This is a genomic window from Parasphingomonas zepuensis, from assembly GCF_036663735.1.
Classification (GTDB): Bacteria; Pseudomonadota; Alphaproteobacteria; order Sphingomonadales; family Sphingomonadaceae; genus Sphingomonas.
Genome location: NZ_JAXOJO010000001.1, coordinates 993443 through 1009642, shown reverse-complemented (window position 1 = coordinate 1009642; position 16200 = coordinate 993443). Strand labels below are relative to the sequence as shown.

17 protein-coding genes are annotated in these 16200 nt (G+C 67.2%); 5 read left to right on the top strand and 12 right to left on the bottom strand.

Annotation, left to right across the window (positions count from 1 at the left end):
* Positions 1 to 68: 68 nt before the first annotated feature.
* Positions 69 to 560, bottom strand: a complete 492-nt coding sequence (locus U1769_RS04875) for an outer membrane protein assembly factor BamE (protein WP_332712727.1) — start codon at positions 558 to 560, stop codon at positions 69 to 71.
* Between the two features lie 114 nt (positions 561 to 674).
* On the opposite strand from U1769_RS04875, the gene U1769_RS04870 reads away from it, so the two are divergent.
* Entirely contained in the window at positions 675 to 1181 is a 507-nt protein-coding gene (locus tag U1769_RS04870) for a ubiquinol-cytochrome C chaperone family protein (protein WP_332712725.1), read from the top strand.
* Complete coding sequence (locus U1769_RS04865; protein ID WP_332712722.1) at positions 1178 to 1708, top strand: YceD family protein; 531 nt, start codon at positions 1178 to 1180, stop codon at positions 1706 to 1708. Before U1769_RS04870 ends, U1769_RS04865 begins: the two co-directional genes overlap by 4 nt.
* Here the strand turns inward: U1769_RS04865 and U1769_RS04860 are convergent.
* From U1769_RS04860 to U1769_RS04835, 6 genes are all read right to left on the bottom strand, one after another.
* On the bottom strand, positions 1699 to 2241 hold the full coding sequence (locus U1769_RS04860) for a SixA phosphatase family protein (RefSeq protein ID WP_332712719.1): 543 nt from the start codon (positions 2239 to 2241) through the stop codon (positions 1699 to 1701). The two genes, U1769_RS04865 and U1769_RS04860, sit on opposite strands and share 10 nt — an antisense overlap.
* 17 nt (positions 2242 to 2258) lie before the next feature.
* Positions 2259 to 4961, bottom strand: a complete 2703-nt coding sequence (locus U1769_RS04855; protein ID WP_332712716.1) for an ATP-dependent DNA helicase — start codon at positions 4959 to 4961, stop codon at positions 2259 to 2261.
* Positions 4962 to 5008: 47 nt separating this feature from the next.
* A complete protein-coding gene (locus tag U1769_RS04850; protein WP_332712713.1) occupies positions 5009 to 5479 on the bottom strand; it encodes a GNAT family N-acetyltransferase in 471 nt (156 codons plus the stop codon).
* The gene (locus tag U1769_RS04845; protein ID WP_332712710.1) at positions 5476 to 5763 is read right to left on the bottom strand and encodes a type II toxin-antitoxin system TacA family antitoxin; all 288 of its coding nucleotides are present in this window, start codon (positions 5761 to 5763) and stop codon (positions 5476 to 5478) included. The genes U1769_RS04850 and U1769_RS04845 overlap by 4 nt, the downstream gene beginning before the upstream one ends.
* Before the next feature lie 70 nt (positions 5764 to 5833).
* Positions 5834 to 6157, bottom strand: a complete 324-nt coding sequence (locus U1769_RS04840) for a Uma2 family endonuclease (protein WP_332713665.1) — start codon at positions 6155 to 6157, stop codon at positions 5834 to 5836.
* Positions 6158 to 6159: 2 nt separating this feature from the next.
* Positions 6160 to 6405 (bottom strand): hypothetical protein, encoded by a 246-nt coding sequence (locus U1769_RS04835; protein WP_332712707.1) that lies wholly within the window; start codon positions 6403 to 6405, stop codon positions 6160 to 6162.
* A 51-nt stretch (positions 6406 to 6456) separates the two neighbouring features.
* On the opposite strand from U1769_RS04835, the gene U1769_RS04830 reads away from it, so the two are divergent.
* The 3 genes from U1769_RS04830 (at position 6457) to U1769_RS04820 (ending at position 10878) form a co-directional block, all read left to right on the top strand.
* Entirely contained in the window at positions 6457 to 8040 is a 1584-nt protein-coding gene (locus tag U1769_RS04830; protein ID WP_332712704.1) for a lysine--tRNA ligase, read from the top strand.
* A 304-nt stretch (positions 8041 to 8344) separates the two neighbouring features.
* Positions 8345 to 9550: a Na+/H+ antiporter NhaA gene (nhaA, locus tag U1769_RS04825; RefSeq protein ID WP_332712702.1), complete on the top strand. Its 1206-nt coding sequence runs from the start codon at positions 8345 to 8347 to the stop codon at positions 9548 to 9550.
* A 317-nt stretch (positions 9551 to 9867) separates the two neighbouring features.
* Positions 9868 to 10878, top strand: a complete 1011-nt coding sequence (locus U1769_RS04820) for a histone deacetylase family protein (protein ID WP_332712699.1) — start codon at positions 9868 to 9870, stop codon at positions 10876 to 10878.
* Here the strand turns inward: U1769_RS04820 and U1769_RS04815 are convergent.
* The 5 genes from U1769_RS04815 to pgmG all read right to left on the bottom strand — a co-directional run bounded on the left by U1769_RS04815 (position 10875) and on the right by pgmG (position 16163).
* The gene (locus tag U1769_RS04815) at positions 10875 to 11915 is read right to left on the bottom strand and encodes a sensor histidine kinase (protein WP_332712696.1); all 1041 of its coding nucleotides are present in this window, start codon (positions 11913 to 11915) and stop codon (positions 10875 to 10877) included. The two genes, U1769_RS04820 and U1769_RS04815, sit on opposite strands and share 4 nt — an antisense overlap.
* Positions 11912 to 12358 carry a response regulator gene (locus U1769_RS04810; RefSeq protein ID WP_332712693.1) on the bottom strand — a complete coding sequence of 149 codons (447 nt, stop codon included), beginning with the start codon at positions 12356 to 12358 and terminating at the stop codon, positions 11912 to 11914. The genes U1769_RS04815 and U1769_RS04810 overlap by 4 nt, the downstream gene beginning before the upstream one ends.
* Positions 12355 to 13881: a sensor histidine kinase gene (locus U1769_RS04805; RefSeq protein ID WP_332712690.1), complete on the bottom strand. Its 1527-nt coding sequence runs from the start codon at positions 13879 to 13881 to the stop codon at positions 12355 to 12357. The genes U1769_RS04810 and U1769_RS04805 overlap by 4 nt, the downstream gene beginning before the upstream one ends.
* Before the next feature lie 61 nt (positions 13882 to 13942).
* Positions 13943 to 14701 (bottom strand): 3'-5' exonuclease, encoded by a 759-nt coding sequence (locus U1769_RS04800; protein WP_332712687.1) that lies wholly within the window; start codon positions 14699 to 14701, stop codon positions 13943 to 13945.
* A gap of 79 nt (positions 14702 to 14780) precedes the next feature.
* The gene (gene pgmG, locus U1769_RS04795; RefSeq protein ID WP_332712684.1) at positions 14781 to 16163 is read right to left on the bottom strand and encodes a phosphoglucomutase/phosphomannomutase PgmG; all 1383 of its coding nucleotides are present in this window, start codon (positions 16161 to 16163) and stop codon (positions 14781 to 14783) included.
* Positions 16164 to 16200 lie beyond the last annotated feature (37 nt).

Below are 16200 nucleotides of genomic sequence, written 5' to 3'. Positions count from 1 at the left end.
CGCGGTGAACGGGGCGCGAACCGCCCTGTCAGGCGATAGAAAGAATGGCGGGGTATGAAGTTCCGGGGTTACGGCGTGTCGCGACCGCCATTGTCGCCGCCCTGCGAGCCCATGCCCGCTGCGCCGACCGTGCCGATATTGCCGAACAGCTCGTCGAAGATGCTCCGCTTGCGGCCCAGCGTCGGTGTCTTGTCGCCCGACGGATTGACCGACGCGATCTGCTCCGCGCCGGTACGGGTGACGCCGGTGACATTGCCCTTCGCATCGAAGCTGACCTTCAGCGTCGTCTGGGTCGTCACCTTGGGGTTGTTGTACGCGAAGTTGCGCGTGTCCCGGGCGATATAATACCACTCGCCCTGGTTGAACTGGCTGGCGAAGCTCGGCTTGCCCAGCACCTGGAGCACGGACTGGCGGTTGTCGACGCCCGGCTGCACCGAATTGATCAGGTCGACGTCCAGCACATAGCCCTGGTGCGCGCGCAGCGGCGTGCAGGCACCGGTGGCGATTGTCGCGAGGCCCAGGGCGGCGCCCATCAGGAATCGGGCGGAAATCACACTCATCATACTCTCCAGGAACGCCGGCGCGGCAACGCGAGTGCATTGCATCATGCGCCGCCAGCCTCAATATGCGGATGAACGCGGCCAAACAAGGGCACGCGCGGGAGACCTTGAGACGTGCAATGGTTCGCGAAGCTGTTCGGCAGCCGGGATGAGGAGACGCTGCCGCTCTATACCGCCATCATTGCACGCGCGCGCGCGCCGCATTGGTATGAGGCGGGCCGGGTGCCCGACAGCATCGACGGCCGGTTCGATATGGTCGCGACGGTGCTCGCCTTCGTGCTGCTCCGGCTGGAGGGCGATCCGGTCGCCGCCGGCCCGAGCGCGAAGCTGACGGAGCGCTTCGTCGAGGACATGGACGGGCAATTGCGCGAGATCGGCATCGGCGACGTCGTGGTCGGCAAGCATATCGGCAAGATGATGAGCATGCTCGGCGGCCGGCTCGGCGCTTATCGTGATGCGGTGACGGCCGATGCGCTCGATGCGGCGCTGGTCCGCAACCTGTATCGCGGCGCGGCGCCGGATGCGGCCGCGCTGGGCCATGCGCGCGAATCGCTGCTGGCGCTGCGCACGGCGCTGGCGGCGACGCCGACGGCGACGCTGCTGGCGGGAACGCTGCCGTGACGGTGCCCGAATTCTCCCGCCTGGAACGGATCGACACCATCGGCGAAGGCGAGCGGGAGGTCAGCATCACCGCGACCGAGCAGGAGCGGGCGGCCCTGTCGCTGCGCTTCGGGCTGAAATCGATCGAGCGGCTCGATGGCGTCTTCCGCCTGCGCCGTGATGCCGCCGGCGTCGTCGCGCGCGGCCATGTCCGTGCCGCGCTGGTGCAGGCCTGCGTCGTCACGGACGAGCCGCTGCCGGTCACGATCGACGAGCCTGTCGCCCTGCGCTTCGTCGCCGGCGCATCGCCCGAAGGTGACGAGATCGAGCTGAACGAGGACGCACTCGATACGATGAGCTTCGATGGCGCCGCGATCGATCTGGGCGAGGCGACGGCCGAGACGATGGCGCTCGCGCTCGATCCCTTTCCGCGCGGGCCCAATGCAGCGGCGGTGCTGAAAGAGGCCGGCGTGATCAGCGAGGACGAGGCGAAGCCGCTCGGCGCGCTCGCCGGCCTCAGGGCCGCGCTCGAAAAACGTCAGTCCTGATCGGGCCCGAGCGTCGGATCGAGATCGCGCGGGCGAACGAACAGCGCCAGCGATCCGCCGCCGGCCGCGATGTCGCGCCATTCGCTCACGTCGAATCGCAGCTGCGCCGTGCTCGCCGTCGGGAATTTTGTCTCGACGACGTCGCGCAGCGGCTGCTCGTCCGAATCGGGCACGAGCAGCAGCACCAGATCCTCAAGGCCCGGATTATGGCCGACCAGCAGTGCCGCATCGGCGCCCTCGGGCAATTCGTGGATCACGTCGAGCAGCGTGGTGGCGGAGGCGAGATAGATGCGCCGGTCCCAGGCCGGGGCAAGCGCCGTGCCATAGCCGGCGGCGACCTGCTCGATCGTCTCGATCACCCGTACGGCCGGCGAGGCGACGACTTGGTCGAATTCCAGCCCGAGCGAGCGCCAGTTCTTCCCGACCGACTGGGCGGCACGCTTGCCCTTGCCGTTGAGCGGCCGATCGAAATCGCGCAGCACCGGATCGTCCCAGCCCGATTTGGCATGGCGCAGCAGCGTCAGCGTCTTCATCCCGGCAACCGTCTCCGTCAGGCTTCCTCGCGCGCCTCATGCCCGACATGGGTGACGGAAGGAAGACGCGCCGCGCGTACCACTGCCTCGTCGAGGGTCACCCGGGAAACTTTCACGCCCGGCGGAAAGGCCGTGAGCAGGCGCGACGGCATCGCCGCGGAGAGCAGCACGAAGATTCCGTGATCGTCGGCCCGGCGGATCAGCCGCCCGAACGCCTGGGCCAGGCGTGCGCGGACGATGCGATCGTCATAGGCGCTGCCGCCGCCCGCGAGCCGGCGCGCGGCATGGAGCACGGTCGGCTTGGGCCAGGGCACGCCCTCCATCACCACCAGCCGCAGCGACCGGCCCGGCACGTCGACGCCGTCGCGCAGCGCATCCGTGCCGAGCAAGGAGGCCGAGGCATCGTCGCGGAAGATATCGACCAAAGTGCCGGTATCGATCGGATCGACATGCTGGGCGTAGAGCGGCAGGCCGTCTCGCGCGAGCCGGTCGGCGATCCGCGCATGGACGCCGCGCAGCCGCCGGATCGCGGTGAACAGGCCGAGCATCCCGCCGCCCGAAGCGACGCCGAGCCGGGCATAGGCATTGGCGAGCGCCCCCATGTCGCCGCGCTTCACGTCAGTGACGATCAGCACTTCGGCCTGGGCCGCATAATCGAACGGGCTCGCCGCCTCGAACCGGCTGGCGCCGCGCACCAGATGCTGCGCCCCGGTGCGCGCTTCGGCCACTTCCCATTCGCCGCCGCCGCGCAAGGTGGCTGAGGTGACCAGCGCGCCATGCGCCTGCTTCAGCACGGTTTCGGCAAAGGGCTTGCTCGGATCGAGCCAGTGGCGGTGCAGGCCGATATCATATTCGCGCCCCTCGACCCGGTCGACCGCCAGCCAGTCGACATAATCGGGCGTGGCCGGCCCGCCGATCCGGGCGAGCAGGGAGAGCCACGCCGCCACCGTCTCGGCGCGCCAGCCGATCGAGGCGATCGCGCCTTCGATCCGTGCCCGGGCTGGGCCGTCCATCCAGTCGGGCGCTTCGGCGAGCACCGCTTCGAGCCGCCGGCCAAGCGTCACGAGCGGCCGCACCAGCGCGTCCAGCGCATGCGCGGCGGGCGCGGCGGCCTCGATCAGGGCGGCATCGGGTTCGGCAAGCTCGGTCTCCAGGCCGTATCCTGCATCGCCTTCCGCTTCGGCGCGGGCATAAGCGAGGCCACGCACCGCCGCGAGCAACGTCTCGATTGGCCCGAACGGGGCGCCTTCGCTCAGCCGCTGCAGCCAGCCATCGGCGGCCAGTGCGCCCGCCGCCTTGATCGCATCGGTGATCGCGATGCCCCCACCTTCGTCATAGCTGGCGACATCGGAAAGCCGCGCCGCCAGCCCGCGCCGCCGGCCGCGCGCACCCGATTCGGGGCCGATGATCCAGCGCCGCAGCTCGATCGTCTCCTGCCCGGTCAGCGCTGTCGAGAACATCGAATCGGCGGCATCGAACAGATGATGGCCCTCGTCGAACACATATCGGGTCGGCCGGGTCGTCAGCTCCCGGCCGCGCGCGGCATTCACCATCACCAGCGCATGGTTGGCGATGACGATATCGGCTTCGGCGCTGGCACGGGCGGCGCGCTCGATAAAGCATTTCCGGTAATGCGGACAGCCGGCATAGACGCATTCGCCGCGCCGGTCGGTCAGCGCGGTCGATCCGTTGCGGCGGAACAGGGTCGGCAGCCAGCCGGGCAGGTCCCCGCCGACCATGTCGCCGTCGGCGCTATACGCTGCCCAACGCGCGACGAGCTGCGCCAGGATCGCTGCCCGGCCGGCGAACCCGCCTTGCAGCGCGTCCTCCAGGTTGAGCAGGCAGAGATAATTCTCCCGGCCCTTGCGCGTCACCACCTTTGCCTTGCGCAACTCGGCATCGGGAAACAGCCGCGCGCTTTCATGCCCCAGCTGGCGCTGTAGCGCCTTGGTGAAGGTCGATACCCACACCGCGCCGCCGGCCTTCTCCGCCCAGAGCGAAGCCGGGGCGAGATAGCCGAGCGTCTTGCCGATCCCGGTGCCGGCCTCTGCCAGCACCATGTTCGGCGAATCGCGCACCATGCGCGGGCCGAACGCTTCCATAGCGGCCTGGGCGAAGGCGCGTTGTCCGGGGCGCTGCTCGGCTGCGTCGCCGGTCAGATGCGCGAGCCGCGCCTGAGTCTCTTGGGGGTCGAGCGAGATGGTGCGCGGCGCGGGACGCGGTGCGACTTCCGACCATTCGGGCAGTTTCGAGAACAGCCAGCGTTCGGCGGTTGCGGGCCGCGCCAGCCGCTCGGCCAGCACCGGCGCCCAGGTCCAGCGGAGCCGGAACAAAGATTGCGCGGCAGTCCATGCGCCTTCCCGTTCCGGCCAGTCGCCCCGGATCATCTCGAGCAACGCCTCGGCGGCGCGGCGCAGGAAAGCGGCGATCTCGTCGTCGCGTGCCGGTGCCTCGAGTCCCGCCACGCGCGCAAGTCCGCGCGGCGTCGGCACCATGAAGCGGGCGGGGCAGAGGAAGGCGAACAGCTCGAGCAGATCGAGCCCCGACAAATCCGCATAGCCGAGCCGCTGCCCGATCAGCGGCGCGTTCAGCAGGATTACCGGCGTATCGGCGGCAATGCGGATTGCCTCGCCCCGCCCGATCGGCCGCGTGCCCTCGGCATCGGCGATCCAGATGCCGCTATGGCTGGCGTGCAGGGCGGGATAGGGGAGCGGAGACACGCTTCGACTGTGGCTGGATGAGAACGAAAGGGCAACTTAATCCGAAGCTATAGCGGTCGGATCAACATCCGCCGGTTGGTTTCCAGGCTTTCGAATCCGAGATGTTGATAGAAGCGCTCCGCCGGGTCGTCCTTCGCTTCGACGACCATTGTGAACGCCATCACCTCGGCCCGCCTGGCACGTAACAGGGCGTCGGCGACCAAGGCGCCCCCAAGGCGTTTGCCTTGGTGCGTGAGAGCGACAGCGAGCCTGCCAAGCAGCACTGCCGGGATCGAGGGGTAGCGCGGCAGATGTATGGCCCTCTCGGCAGGGATGAGATCGAGCACCAGCGACGTCGCTGCAATCGTGTAGAAACCTGCGGTCGTCCCGTCGTCATCGACTGCGACGAAGCAGGAGGCTACACGCCGACGCATATCCTGCGCTGCTCTCTCGCGCAGATAGCGATCGAGCTCGTCCGAACCGCTGGCGAAGGCTGATCGGTCGTGCTTGCTCAGGAGTTCGATCCGGTATCGCGTCATTCCTCCTGCCGGATCAACGCGGCATGCGCCTCCATTGCCCGATCGAGCGCTGGAGATGGCGTCGCCGGAGCGGCGAGGATCGAGGCCACACGTTCCTGATCGGCCAGCGACAGGCGAATGAGCTGCGTCTCCGCAATCGTTCGCTCGGCCGCGTTCCGCGCGGCATCGACAACGAAATCGCTGATGCTCCGCCCTTCGATCTCGGCGGCGCGTTTCACGGCGGCGAGGATATCAGGCGCTATACGTGCCTCAATGCGCGCAGTACGATTTGCCGATTGTTGCATGGTAGGTCTCTCTTCCGATAGGAATGTACGGCATAACGCCGGACAATTCAAGCATAACCCAATTGGAGAGCTAGAGGATTCCGTCCGTTTCGATCGTCGCGGCCGGCAGCGTGGCGCTGTGCAACGCTTCGCCGACCGTACTCGATCGGCTGTTCTGATAGGCCCCCTCGGCAGGTTGCCAGAATTGATGGATCTGCGCCGCCAGCAGGTCGACCACCCAATATTCCGGGATACCGTGCGTCGCGTACATCACCGCCTTGGGGCCGAGATCGTAGCTGATCGTGCTGTCGGACACCTCGATCAGCAGCGCGACCGATTCCAGCGGCACATAGCCGTCGCCTTGCGGCGCGTCGGTCAGCACGACGTCGGGCTCGGGCGCCCCGTAAGGCGGCAGCGCTACCGTGGTCTCGCTCTGCGCCGAATAGGGTGAGCCCAGGGCTCCAGCGCGCGCCGCAGGCGATAGGTCAGCTCGTTCTTCGCGAAGGAATGGCGGCGATATTGCGCGTCCGTCTCGACGATCACCCCCTCGATCAGTTCGGTCTTCGCGAGATGGGCAAAGGTGCCGGCGCGCAGCAGCAGCTCATAATCCTCGATCCGGAGTTTGACCGGCTGCGGGACGTTGAGGGGAGCGATGAGCGTCACGGCGCGAGTATAGCATTTGCGGCGCGGCTGCCAAATCGGCAAAGAGCCCGCATGACTGCACCCGAACTCCGCCCCGCCGACCTCAGGTCTGCCGCCCTCGAGTCCAAAGCCTGGCCGTATGAAGAGGCGCGCAAGCTGCTGAAACGCTATCCGGAGGGCAAACAGGGTGCGCCGGTGCTGTTCGAGACGGGCTACGGCCCCTCGGGCCTGCCGCATATCGGCACCTTCAACGAAGTCCTGCGCACGACGATGGTGCGCAACGCCTTTCACGCGCTCAGCGATACGCCGACCCGCCTGGTGGCGTTTTCGGACGATATGGACGGCCTGCGCAAGGTGCCGGACAATGTCCCCAATCGCGAGATGCTCGCCGGCTATATCGGCAAGCCGCTGACCAAGGTGCCCGATCCGTTCGGCAAGTTCGAAAGCTTCGCGCACCACAATAATGCGATGCTGCGCGATTTCCTCGATCGCTACGGCTTCGACTATGAATTCCTGTCATCGACGACTGAATATGCCTCGGGCCGGTTCGATCCGACGTTGAAGCTGATTCTCCAGCGCTACCAGGCGATCATGGACGTGATGCTGCCGACGCTCCGCGCCGAGCGCGCCGCGACCTATTCGCCGATACTGCCGGTCAGCCCGAAATCGGGCATCGTGCTCCAGGTGCCGGTCGAGGTGGTCGATGCCGATGCCGGGATCATCGCCTTCATGGATGAAGGCGAGCGGATCGAGCAGTCCGCGCTGAGCGGCATGGCCAAGCTGCAATGGAAGGTCGATTGGGCGATGCGCTGGACGGCGCTTCAGGTCGATTACGAGATGTCGGGCAAGGATCTGATCGACAGCGTCACTCAGGCCTCGAAGATCACGCGCGTGCTCGGAGCCCGTCCGCCCGAGGGCCTCACTTACGAGATGTTCCTCGACGAAAAGGGCGAGAAGATCTCCAAGTCCAAGGGCAACGGGCTCAGCCTCGACGACTGGCTGACCTATGGCCCTGAGGAAAGCCTGGCTTTCTACATCTATCGCGAGCCGAAAAAGGCCAAGTCGCTCCACATGGGCGTCATCCCGCGCGCGGTGGACGAATATTGGCAGTTCCGCGGCAATTATGCCGGGCAGGAGCTGAAGGAGAAGCTCGGCAACCCGGTGCATCACATCCATGACGGCAAGCTGCCGACGGGCGAGTTGCCGGTGACCTTCGGCCTGCTGCTCAATCTCGTCGGCGTGATGGGCGATGCGACCAAGGATCAGGTCTGGAGCTATCTCTCCAATTACGTGCCCGATGCGACGCCGGAGGCCTATCCCGAACTCGACCGGCTGATCGGCCACGCGCTCGCTTATGGCCGCGATTTCGTCGCCCCGACGCTCAAGCGCCGCGCGCCGGAAGGGGTCGAGGTTGCCGCGCTGGAACGGCTCGACGCCGATCTCGCTGCGTTGCCGGTCGAGGCGAGCGCCGAGGAGATCCAGAACCTCGTCTATGAGATCGGCAAGACCGGCGGGTTCGAGAATCTGCGCGACTGGTTCAAGGCACTGTACGAAACCCTGCTCGGCTCTTCGCAGGGCCCGCGCATGGGCAGCTTCATCGCGCTCTACGGGATCGAGAACAGCCGCAAGCTGATCGCCGAGGCGCTGGCACGGTAGAGGAAAGGCGCAGAGACGAGACCTGCGCAAAAACTCCCTCTCCCCCTGTGGGAGAGGAGCGTCGGGTGAACAGCGCCCCGCGCTGTTCAGGTCATGCCGGGGGCATGACCGACCCGACGCTGGGCCCATCGCAAAGCGATGGGAAGGGTGAGGGGGGCACTGGTTCGTGTCTCGAGCCTCACTCCCCCTCACCCTCCCGTCGCTTTGCTCCTCCTTCCCTCTCCCACAAGGGGAGAGGGAGCTGACCCGGCCTTGCTACCGCGCCACTGAAATCCCAATACTGCTCCCCGAAAGGAACGCGCAGATGGTCGGAAAACGAGCTTCCCCCGCCTCAGTCCTGCGCGATTTTCTCGCCAATGAAGCGGCGGGCGGCATCCTGCTGATCGCGGCGGCGGCGCTGGCGATGATCGCCGCCAACTCGCCTGCCGCATCCGCCTATTTCCACCTTCTGCATGTCGAGACCGGCCCGGTCCTCGCTCCGGCGATCGGCCCGATGACGGTCCATCTGTGGATCAACGACGCGCTGATGGCGCTGTTCTTCCTGCTCGTCGGGCTCGAGATCAAGCGCGAGCTGGTCGACGGCCAGCTCGCCAGTGCGGAGCGCCGCCGTCTCCCGATCATCGCCGCGGCCGCCGGCATGATCTGTCCGGCGATCCTCTATCTCGCCGTTACCGGCGGTGCGGCCGATCTGCGCAGCGGCTGGGCGATCCCGGCCGCGACCGACATCGCCTTCGCCATCGGCGTGCTGGCCCTGCTCGGCCCGCGCGTGCCCGCGTCGCTCAAGCTGTTCCTGACGACGGTCGCGATCGTCGACGACATGGGGGCGGTCGCGATCATCGCGGTGTTCTACAGCCATGGCCTGGCGCTGCTCGCGCTCGCCGGCGCGGCGATCGTCGCGGGTGGCATGGCCGCGATGAACCGCTTCGGCATGGCGCGGCTCTGGCCCTATCTGATCGGTTTCGCCCTGCTGTGGCTGCTCGTGCTGATGTCGGGCGTGCATGCGACCATCGCGGGCGTCGTCGCGGCGATGACGATCCCGATCCGCCGTTCCCCGGGCGCGCCCGATCATCGCGATTCGCCGCTTCACCGGCTGGAACACGCGCTCAATCCGTGGGTCGCGTACGGGGTGGTGCCGCTGTTCGGCTTCGCCAATGCCGGCGTGTCGCTGGCTGGCCTCGGCCCGTCGACCCTGGTCGAGCCGCTGGTGCTGGGCATCGCCCTCGCTTTGTTCTTCGGCAAGCAGATCGGCATCTTCGGCAGCGTCTGGCTCGCGGTTCGCACGGGGCTGGCCAGGCCGCCCGGCGGGGCGAGCTGGGTGCAGGTGTACGGCGTCGCGCTGCTCGCCGGGATCGGCTTCACCATGAGCCTGTTCATCGGCGGCCTCGCCTTTCCGGGCAACGCGGCGATCATGGACGACGTGAAGATCGGCGTGCTGGCGGGGTCGATCCTGTCGGCGGTGGCCGGCTTTATCGTGCTGTACCTCGCCGGCTCGCGCGCCGACCCGGCCTGATTCAACCGGGGCAGCGATCGTGGCAGCGTCGAACCGCCGGTTCTCCGGCCCGCTCCTTCTCACGGTCGATTGAATCGAACGACGATTTTTCCGGTGTTGCAGCGGAAAAATCGCGGTGTTTCGCAGCATTCGAGGCCTGTTTTTCCGCTGTTATGCGTAACAGGGAAAACGCTGCCTAACTCGTTGTGAACAGGCACAGAATCCGGCGCGAAAATCCAACATAACAGCGGAATAAAAAACCAATGCCGCTGTTAGGTAGAAAGCCGAGTCGCTGTTGGACCCGTTGCGCCGATCTCCGCGCCGCGCGACAAGGCCGGATGCGTCGCTTCTTCGATCCCCGCCAACTCGCCCATGCCCCGCTCAAGGAGCTGCACAATGGCGGTTTCACCGATTATGCCGAAAAGCCCGTCCGGGCCGAGGTGATCGCGGAGACGCTGGGTGCGCTGGAGCCGCCCAGCGATCATGGCGACGGGGCGATTCGCGCGGTGCATGATGCGGGCTATCTCGATTTCCTGAAAACCGGCCCGGCGCGCTGGGCCGCGGCGGGGCGGCCGGGCGACGTGATCGGCTATATCTGGCCGGTCGTTGCAAGGCGCGCGCTGAAGCTCGACCGGGTCGATGCGCTCGCCGGCCGCTACAGCCTCGACGCCTCCACCCCGCTGACGGCCGACACCTGGGGCGCGGCTTATTGGAGCGCGCAATCGGTGCTCTCCGCGCTGGACGCGGTGCTGGGCGGGGACCGTGCCGCTTTCGCGCTGTGCCGTCCGCCCGGCCATCACGCCGGTGCCGATTATCTCGGCGGCTATTGCTATCTCAACACTGCCGCCATCGCTGCCCAGGCCGCGCGCGATGCCGGGGCGGATCGGGTGGCGATCCTCGATATCGACTATCATCACGGCAACGGCACGCAGGATATCTTCTGGACCCGCGGCGACGTCTTCTACGCCTCGGTCCATGCCGATCCGGCGACTGACTATCCCTTCTTCTGGGGCCATGCCGACGAGACCGGCGAGGGGGAAGGCGCCGGCACGACGCTCAACCTGCCGCTGCCGCAAGGGGCCGGGCTCGCCGCCTTCCGCGCTGCACAGGCCACCGCGCTCGACGCGATCGCGCGGTTCGCGCCCGATCTGCTCATCGTCAGCTTCGGTGCCGATACCTGGGAGGACGATCCGATCTCCTTCTTCAAGCTCGCGACCGGGGACTATGCGGCGCTTGCCGGCGACATTGCCGCGCGGGGCTGGCCGACGGTGATCGCGATGGAAGGGGGCTACGCGGTCGATGCGCTGGGCGCGAACGTCGTCAGCCTGCTCGGCGGCTTTCCGGCCTAGTCGAGCGCCGCGCGCAACGTCGCGCGCACGCCCTTGTGGCCGGGATCATATTCGACTGTGGTCTGCAGGCTCTTCGCCATCGCGCGGATCAGCTTGGTGCCGAGGCCGGTGCCGCGCGGCGCTGCGTCGCGGACCATGCCGACGCCGTCATCCTCGACCGACAGGACGAAATGGTCGGCACCGTCGCGGTGCAGCGCGACGCGCACTGGGCCGGACGTGCCGGGATAGGCATATTTGCAGGCGTTCGAGATCAGCTCGCTGACGATCACGCCAAGCGAGACCGCCCGGTCAGTGGGCAGCCGCAACGGCTCGGCCGCCAGCGATAGCGTGCGGCCCGCTTCGTCGCTCGACCATGCTTCGCCCAGCTCCTCGATCAAGGCGCCGAGATAGTCGCCCATGTCGACCTGCTCGACATTGTCCGTGGTGTAGAGCCGGCGATGGACCTGGGCGATCGCCGCGATCCGGCGCTGCGTATCCTCCAGCGCGGCGCGCGCACCCCGGTCGTCGAGCGCGCCCGCCTGCATGCCGACCATCGCGGAGACGAGCTGCAGGCTGTTCGCCACGCGGTGGTTGACCTCGCTCAGCAGCGCGGCCAGCCGCGCATTGCTCGCCCGCAGCTGATCCTCCGCCGCGGTCTTGCCACGCTCGAGCGCGGCACGCGCCAGCACCTGGTCGAACGCGCTCGCCATCAGGTCGAAAAAGTCCCCGCCCACCGATTTGACGACATAATCGGCGGCGCCGGCCTTCAGCGCGGCGACCGCGATCCGGCTCTCTTCGGAACCGGTGACATAGACGATCGGCGGCGGTTCGGGCAGCGCGCGGAGCCGCTTCAGCGTCTCCAGCCCGTCCATCCCCGGCATATAATGGTCGACCGCGACCAGATCGAAGCGCCGGTCGCTGGCCAGCGCGATCCCGTCGGCACCGGTCTCCGCCACGGTCAGGTCGAAGCCGCGCCGCGCGAGCGTGCGCTCGGCCAGCCGCCGCAAACCGGCATCGTCGTCGATATAGAGAACCCGGGGTCGGGCGGACTCGTTCACCCGTCCCCCTCGATATCCGGGACCTGGATCACCGACAGGAACAGCCCGAGCTGCCGGATCGCCTGGGCGAAGCTCTCATAGTTGACCGGCTTGGTGATATAGACGTTGCAGCCGAGATCGTAGCAGCGCTCGATCTCGACCTTGTCGTCGGTCGTGGTGAGCACGACGACCGGCGTGCGCCGCAGCGCCTTCTCGCCCTTGATCTTGGCCAGGATGTCGGTCCCGCTCATGTCCGGCAGGTTGAGATCGAGCAGCACCAGCGCCGGCCCGTTCAGGGCGGGGCCGTTGGCGTGGGTGAACAGATAGTCGAGCGCCCGCGTGCCGTCGGTGAAATGCACGATCTCGTTGAGGATGCCGGCGCGCCGGATGTTCTTCTCGATCAGCCGGGCATGGCCCTCATCATCTTCGATCATGATGATGCTGACGCTGTGGTGGTCGTTCATCGGTTTTCCAGTGCATCGGGAAGCGTGGCGGGCAGCGAAAGGCGGAAAGTCGCGCCCTTGCCTAGGTCGGAACGCACATCGATAACGCCGCCGAGTCGGTACGCCAAGGCACGGACATGCGCCAGACCGATGCCCTCGCCCGGTTGGTCCTGATTCCCCGACCGACGGAACAGGTCGAACACCCGGCTATGGTCCGCCGGCGCGATGCCGCGGCCATTGTCGCTGACTTCGAAGGTCACGCGTCCGCCGGCGCGCGATCCCCGGACCTCGATCAGGCCGGGCCGGCCGGGCTGGAGATATTTCACCGCATTCTCGATCAGGTTCGAGAAGATCTGCTCCAGCGCCAGCCGGTCGCTGACGATGCCGGGCAGGGCGCCGTCGATCTTCAGCTCCGCGTCCCGATCGATCATGAGGTGCTGCAGCGACCCGCCGATCGAGCCGATCAGCGCGGTCATGTCGACCGCTTCGGGGGTGATGACCCGCCGGCCCTGGCGGGAAAGCTTGAGGATCGCGTTGATCAGCCGGTCCATCTTCTCGGTCGAGGTGCGGATGAAGCCGATCGCCTCGGGCAGGTCCTCGCGCGCGGCAATGCGCGCATCGTCGGTGACGATGTCGGGTGCGACCTGCTCGGCACGGTCGATCAGCTCGGTGATCGCGATGGTCGCGGCGTCGAGTTCGGCGGTGAACCCCATCACATTGACCAGCGGCGCCCGCAGATCATGCCCGACGATATAGGCGAAGCGCTGGATCTCCTCGTTCGCGCGGGTCAGGTCGGCCGTGCGCTCGGCGACCAGTTCCTCCAGCGAATCGGCGAAATCGCGCAGCGTATCGCGGGAGGTCGCAAGGTCGCGCGTATAGCGCAGGACGGTCAGCAGCGAAGCGATCGCCACGAAAAGCAACAGCGCCCCGGCAATGGCGAGCGTCGCGTAGAAGTTGCGTACGCTTTCCCGCTGTTCGGCGTCGCGAATCGCCAGCAGCCGCTGCTCCTCGGTCTGCATCGCCGTTCCGAGGTCGCGGATGCGCCGCATCCGGCGTGCGGTGGTTTCGGCGGTGAACGCGCGGATCGCCTCGTCCACCCGCCCGGCGGAGACCAGCGCGTTGGTAAGCGCACGGCGCCGCTCGATCGCGGCGACGAGCCGGCGCAGCCGGCGGAGATTGGCCAGTTCGCGGGGATTGTCGAGCGTGAGCTGCTCGATCCGGCGCAACGCCTCCGGAATCTGCGGCGCCGTGATCAGATAATTGTCCAGATATTCCTGCTGCTGCGTAATGATATAGCCGCGCCGCACCGTCTCCGTCTGCTCGATCAGGACGTTCGCGCGCGCGATCGCCAGCTTCACCTCATAAGTGTGGTTGACGGCCTGGATATGCTGCTGGTTGCGCTTGGTCGACACGACCGAAGCGATGCCCGCCGCGATCAGGCTGGCGAAGCCGATCACCATGCAGGCGATCAGGAACCGGCCCATGGACTGGTTCGCCCAACCGAACCGCCGCGCTAGTCTCTCGAATATCTGGCTCTGGACCATGCGGGTTCCTAGAATCGCGGATCGGCGATGGCCAGCATTGCCATCTACACATGTATCAAGATCAGAACAGGGCGCCCTGCACGGTCGTACGGCCGACCGGCCCGCCGCCGCGCCGCCGGGCGAGTTCGGTTTCGGCGGTGAACCGCACGTCGATATCGCGGTCGCCCAAGAAACGGGCGAGCGATTCGTCCTCGATCTCGCGCCAGTCCTTGCCGCGGTCCGGGCCCTGGCGCACCTTCGGCAACAGCCCCGGCACGTTCGACCATTCGATCAGCTGGGCCAGCCCGACTTCGTTGAGCATGTCGCGCAGGTGGAATGCGGTGACATAGGCATCCGGAAAGGCCCGGTGCGCCGGCAGGCCGCGCTCATGCTCGATGCCCTCAGGCTTGCGCCAATAGCGCAGCACCTGGTTGGAGAAGCTCGGCGAATCCGGCCACAGCCGCATGGCGCATTTCCAGGTGCAGACCCAGTCGGCGTTGCGGGTGAGCGCTGGTGTGCAGAATTGCTCCTCGAAATCGGCACGATGCGCGGCCAGCGCGACCCGGCGCGGCCACGGATCGAGCACCGCGCGCGCCACGTCGTGCCAGTAGGGCGCCTGCGCGACCTGCTCGTCGAGGATATGGTGGATCGCCTGAGTGATCGGCGGGATGTGGCGGCCCGGATTGACTAGCCGGCTGCCGCCGTCGCCGTGCAGCGCCCAGCGCCCGTCGGCGCCCAGCGCTACGTCCTGCCACCCGATCTCGCACACGCCGTGCATCGGCGGCGCCTGGCCGGTGGTTTCGAGATCGACGACACGGATGAGCTGGGGCGGGGGAGGCATTGGCCCTAGGTGGCGGTTTGGTCGCCAGAATGCCAGTGCCTTGAGCCCCTCCCCCGGTTCGGGGAGGGGCTGTGGCGCCTCAGTGCCCGGCCTGCTCGCCGCGTACGATGCCGCTTGCCGCGAGCTGGGCGTCGATCATCGCCATCAGCCGGTCAAGCCCGGCCTGGTCCTTCGCCTCGGCCCGCGCGACCAGCACGTCCTGGGTGTTGGACGCGCGCAGCAGCCACCAGCCGTCCACCGTATTCACGCGCGCGCCGTCGGTGCGATTGACGTCGGCGCCCTCGGCCTCGAGCCGGTCGAGCACTTCGTCTACCACCGCGAACTTGCGGCTTTCGTCGACCTGAAAACGCATCTCCGGCGTGTTGACCATCGCCGGCATCGCGCCGCGGATCTCGGTCATCGACTTGCCGATCATATGCACCGCGCGGATCAGGCGAACAGCCGCATATTGCGCGTCGTCGAAACCATAATATTCGTGGGCAAAGAAGATGTGGCCGCTCATCTCGCCGGCCAGCGGGGAGTCGGTCTCCTTCATCTTCATCTTGATCAGGCTGTGGCCGGTCTTCCACATCAGCGGCTTGCCGCCCAGCTCGGCGATCCGGTCGTACAGCGCCTGGCTTGCCTTCACATCGGCGATGATCGTCGATCCGGGCAGTTCCTTCAGCACCGGCTCGGCCAGGATAGAGAGCAGCTGGTCGCCCCAGATCACCCGGCCCTGCCCGTCGATCGCACCGATCCGGTCGCCGTCGCCATCGAACGCCAGGCCGAAATCGAGCTGCTTCTCCGCCACCAGCTTCTTCAGGTCGGCGAGGTTCTTCTCGTCGGTGGGATCGGGATGATGGTTGGGGAAAGTGCCGTCCACGTCCGTGAACAGCAGGTGATGCTCGCCAGGCAGCAGTTTCGTGAGCTTCTCGATCACCGGGCCCGAGGCGCCGTTGCCGGCGTCCCAGCCGATCCTGTAGGCGCCGCCGGCATAGCCCGCGAGCAGCCGCCCGACATAATCGTCGACGATGTCGACCTCGGAAACCGTGCCTTCGCCTTCCTCCCAGTCACCGGCTTCCGCCAGCCGGCCGAGATCCTGGATGTCCTCGCCGAAGAACGGCAGATGCTGCAGCACCATCTTGAAGCCGTTGTAATCGCCCGGATTATGGCTGCCGGTGATCTGGATGCCGCCGTCCACTTCGAGGATCGCCTCGGCATAATAGAGCATCGGCGTCGGCCCCATGCCGACCCGCACGACATCGACGCCGCCCGCCGTCAGCCCGGCGATCAGCGCCGCCTCGAGCGAGGGCGAGGAGACGCGCCCGTCATAGCCGACCGCGACGCGCGTGCCGCCGACCCGCCGCACGCGGGTCGCGAAGCCGCGCCCGATGGCATTGGCATCGGCCACGCCGAGCGTCTTGCCGACGATTCCGCGGATGTCATATTCGCGCAGCGAAGTGGGGTCGAAGCGGTGCGTCATCGTGCCTCCTGTCATGGTTGCGCGCCTTGTCGGCAAA

Coding starts and splice junctions, on each gene's coding strand:
- U1769_RS04875 (WP_332712727.1), bottom strand. CDS start 560: ATGAGTGTGATTTCCGCCCGATTCCTGATGGGCGCCGCCCTGGGCCTC.
- U1769_RS04860 (WP_332712719.1), bottom strand. CDS start 2,241: ATGAAGACGCTGACGCTGCTGCGCCATGCCAAATCGGGCTGGGACGAT.
- U1769_RS04850 (WP_332712713.1), bottom strand. CDS start 5,479: ATGACGCGATACCGGATCGAACTCCTGAGCAAGCACGACCGATCAGCC.
- U1769_RS04845 (WP_332712710.1), bottom strand. CDS start 5,763: ATGCAACAATCGGCAAATCGTACTGCGCGCATTGAGGCACGTATAGCG.
- U1769_RS04830 (WP_332712704.1), top strand. CDS start 6,457: ATGACTGCACCCGAACTCCGCCCCGCCGACCTCAGGTCTGCCGCCCTC.
- nhaA (WP_332712702.1), top strand. CDS start 8,345: ATGGTCGGAAAACGAGCTTCCCCCGCCTCAGTCCTGCGCGATTTTCTC.
- U1769_RS04820 (WP_332712699.1), top strand. CDS start 9,868: ATGCGTCGCTTCTTCGATCCCCGCCAACTCGCCCATGCCCCGCTCAAG.
- U1769_RS04810 (WP_332712693.1), bottom strand. CDS start 12,358: ATGAACGACCACCACAGCGTCAGCATCATCATGATCGAAGATGATGAG.
- U1769_RS04805 (WP_332712690.1), bottom strand. CDS start 13,881: ATGGTCCAGAGCCAGATATTCGAGAGACTAGCGCGGCGGTTCGGTTGG.
- U1769_RS04800 (WP_332712687.1), bottom strand. CDS start 14,701: ATGCCTCCCCCGCCCCAGCTCATCCGTGTCGTCGATCTCGAAACCACC.
- pgmG (WP_332712684.1), bottom strand. CDS start 16,163: ATGACGCACCGCTTCGACCCCACTTCGCTGCGCGAATATGACATCCGC.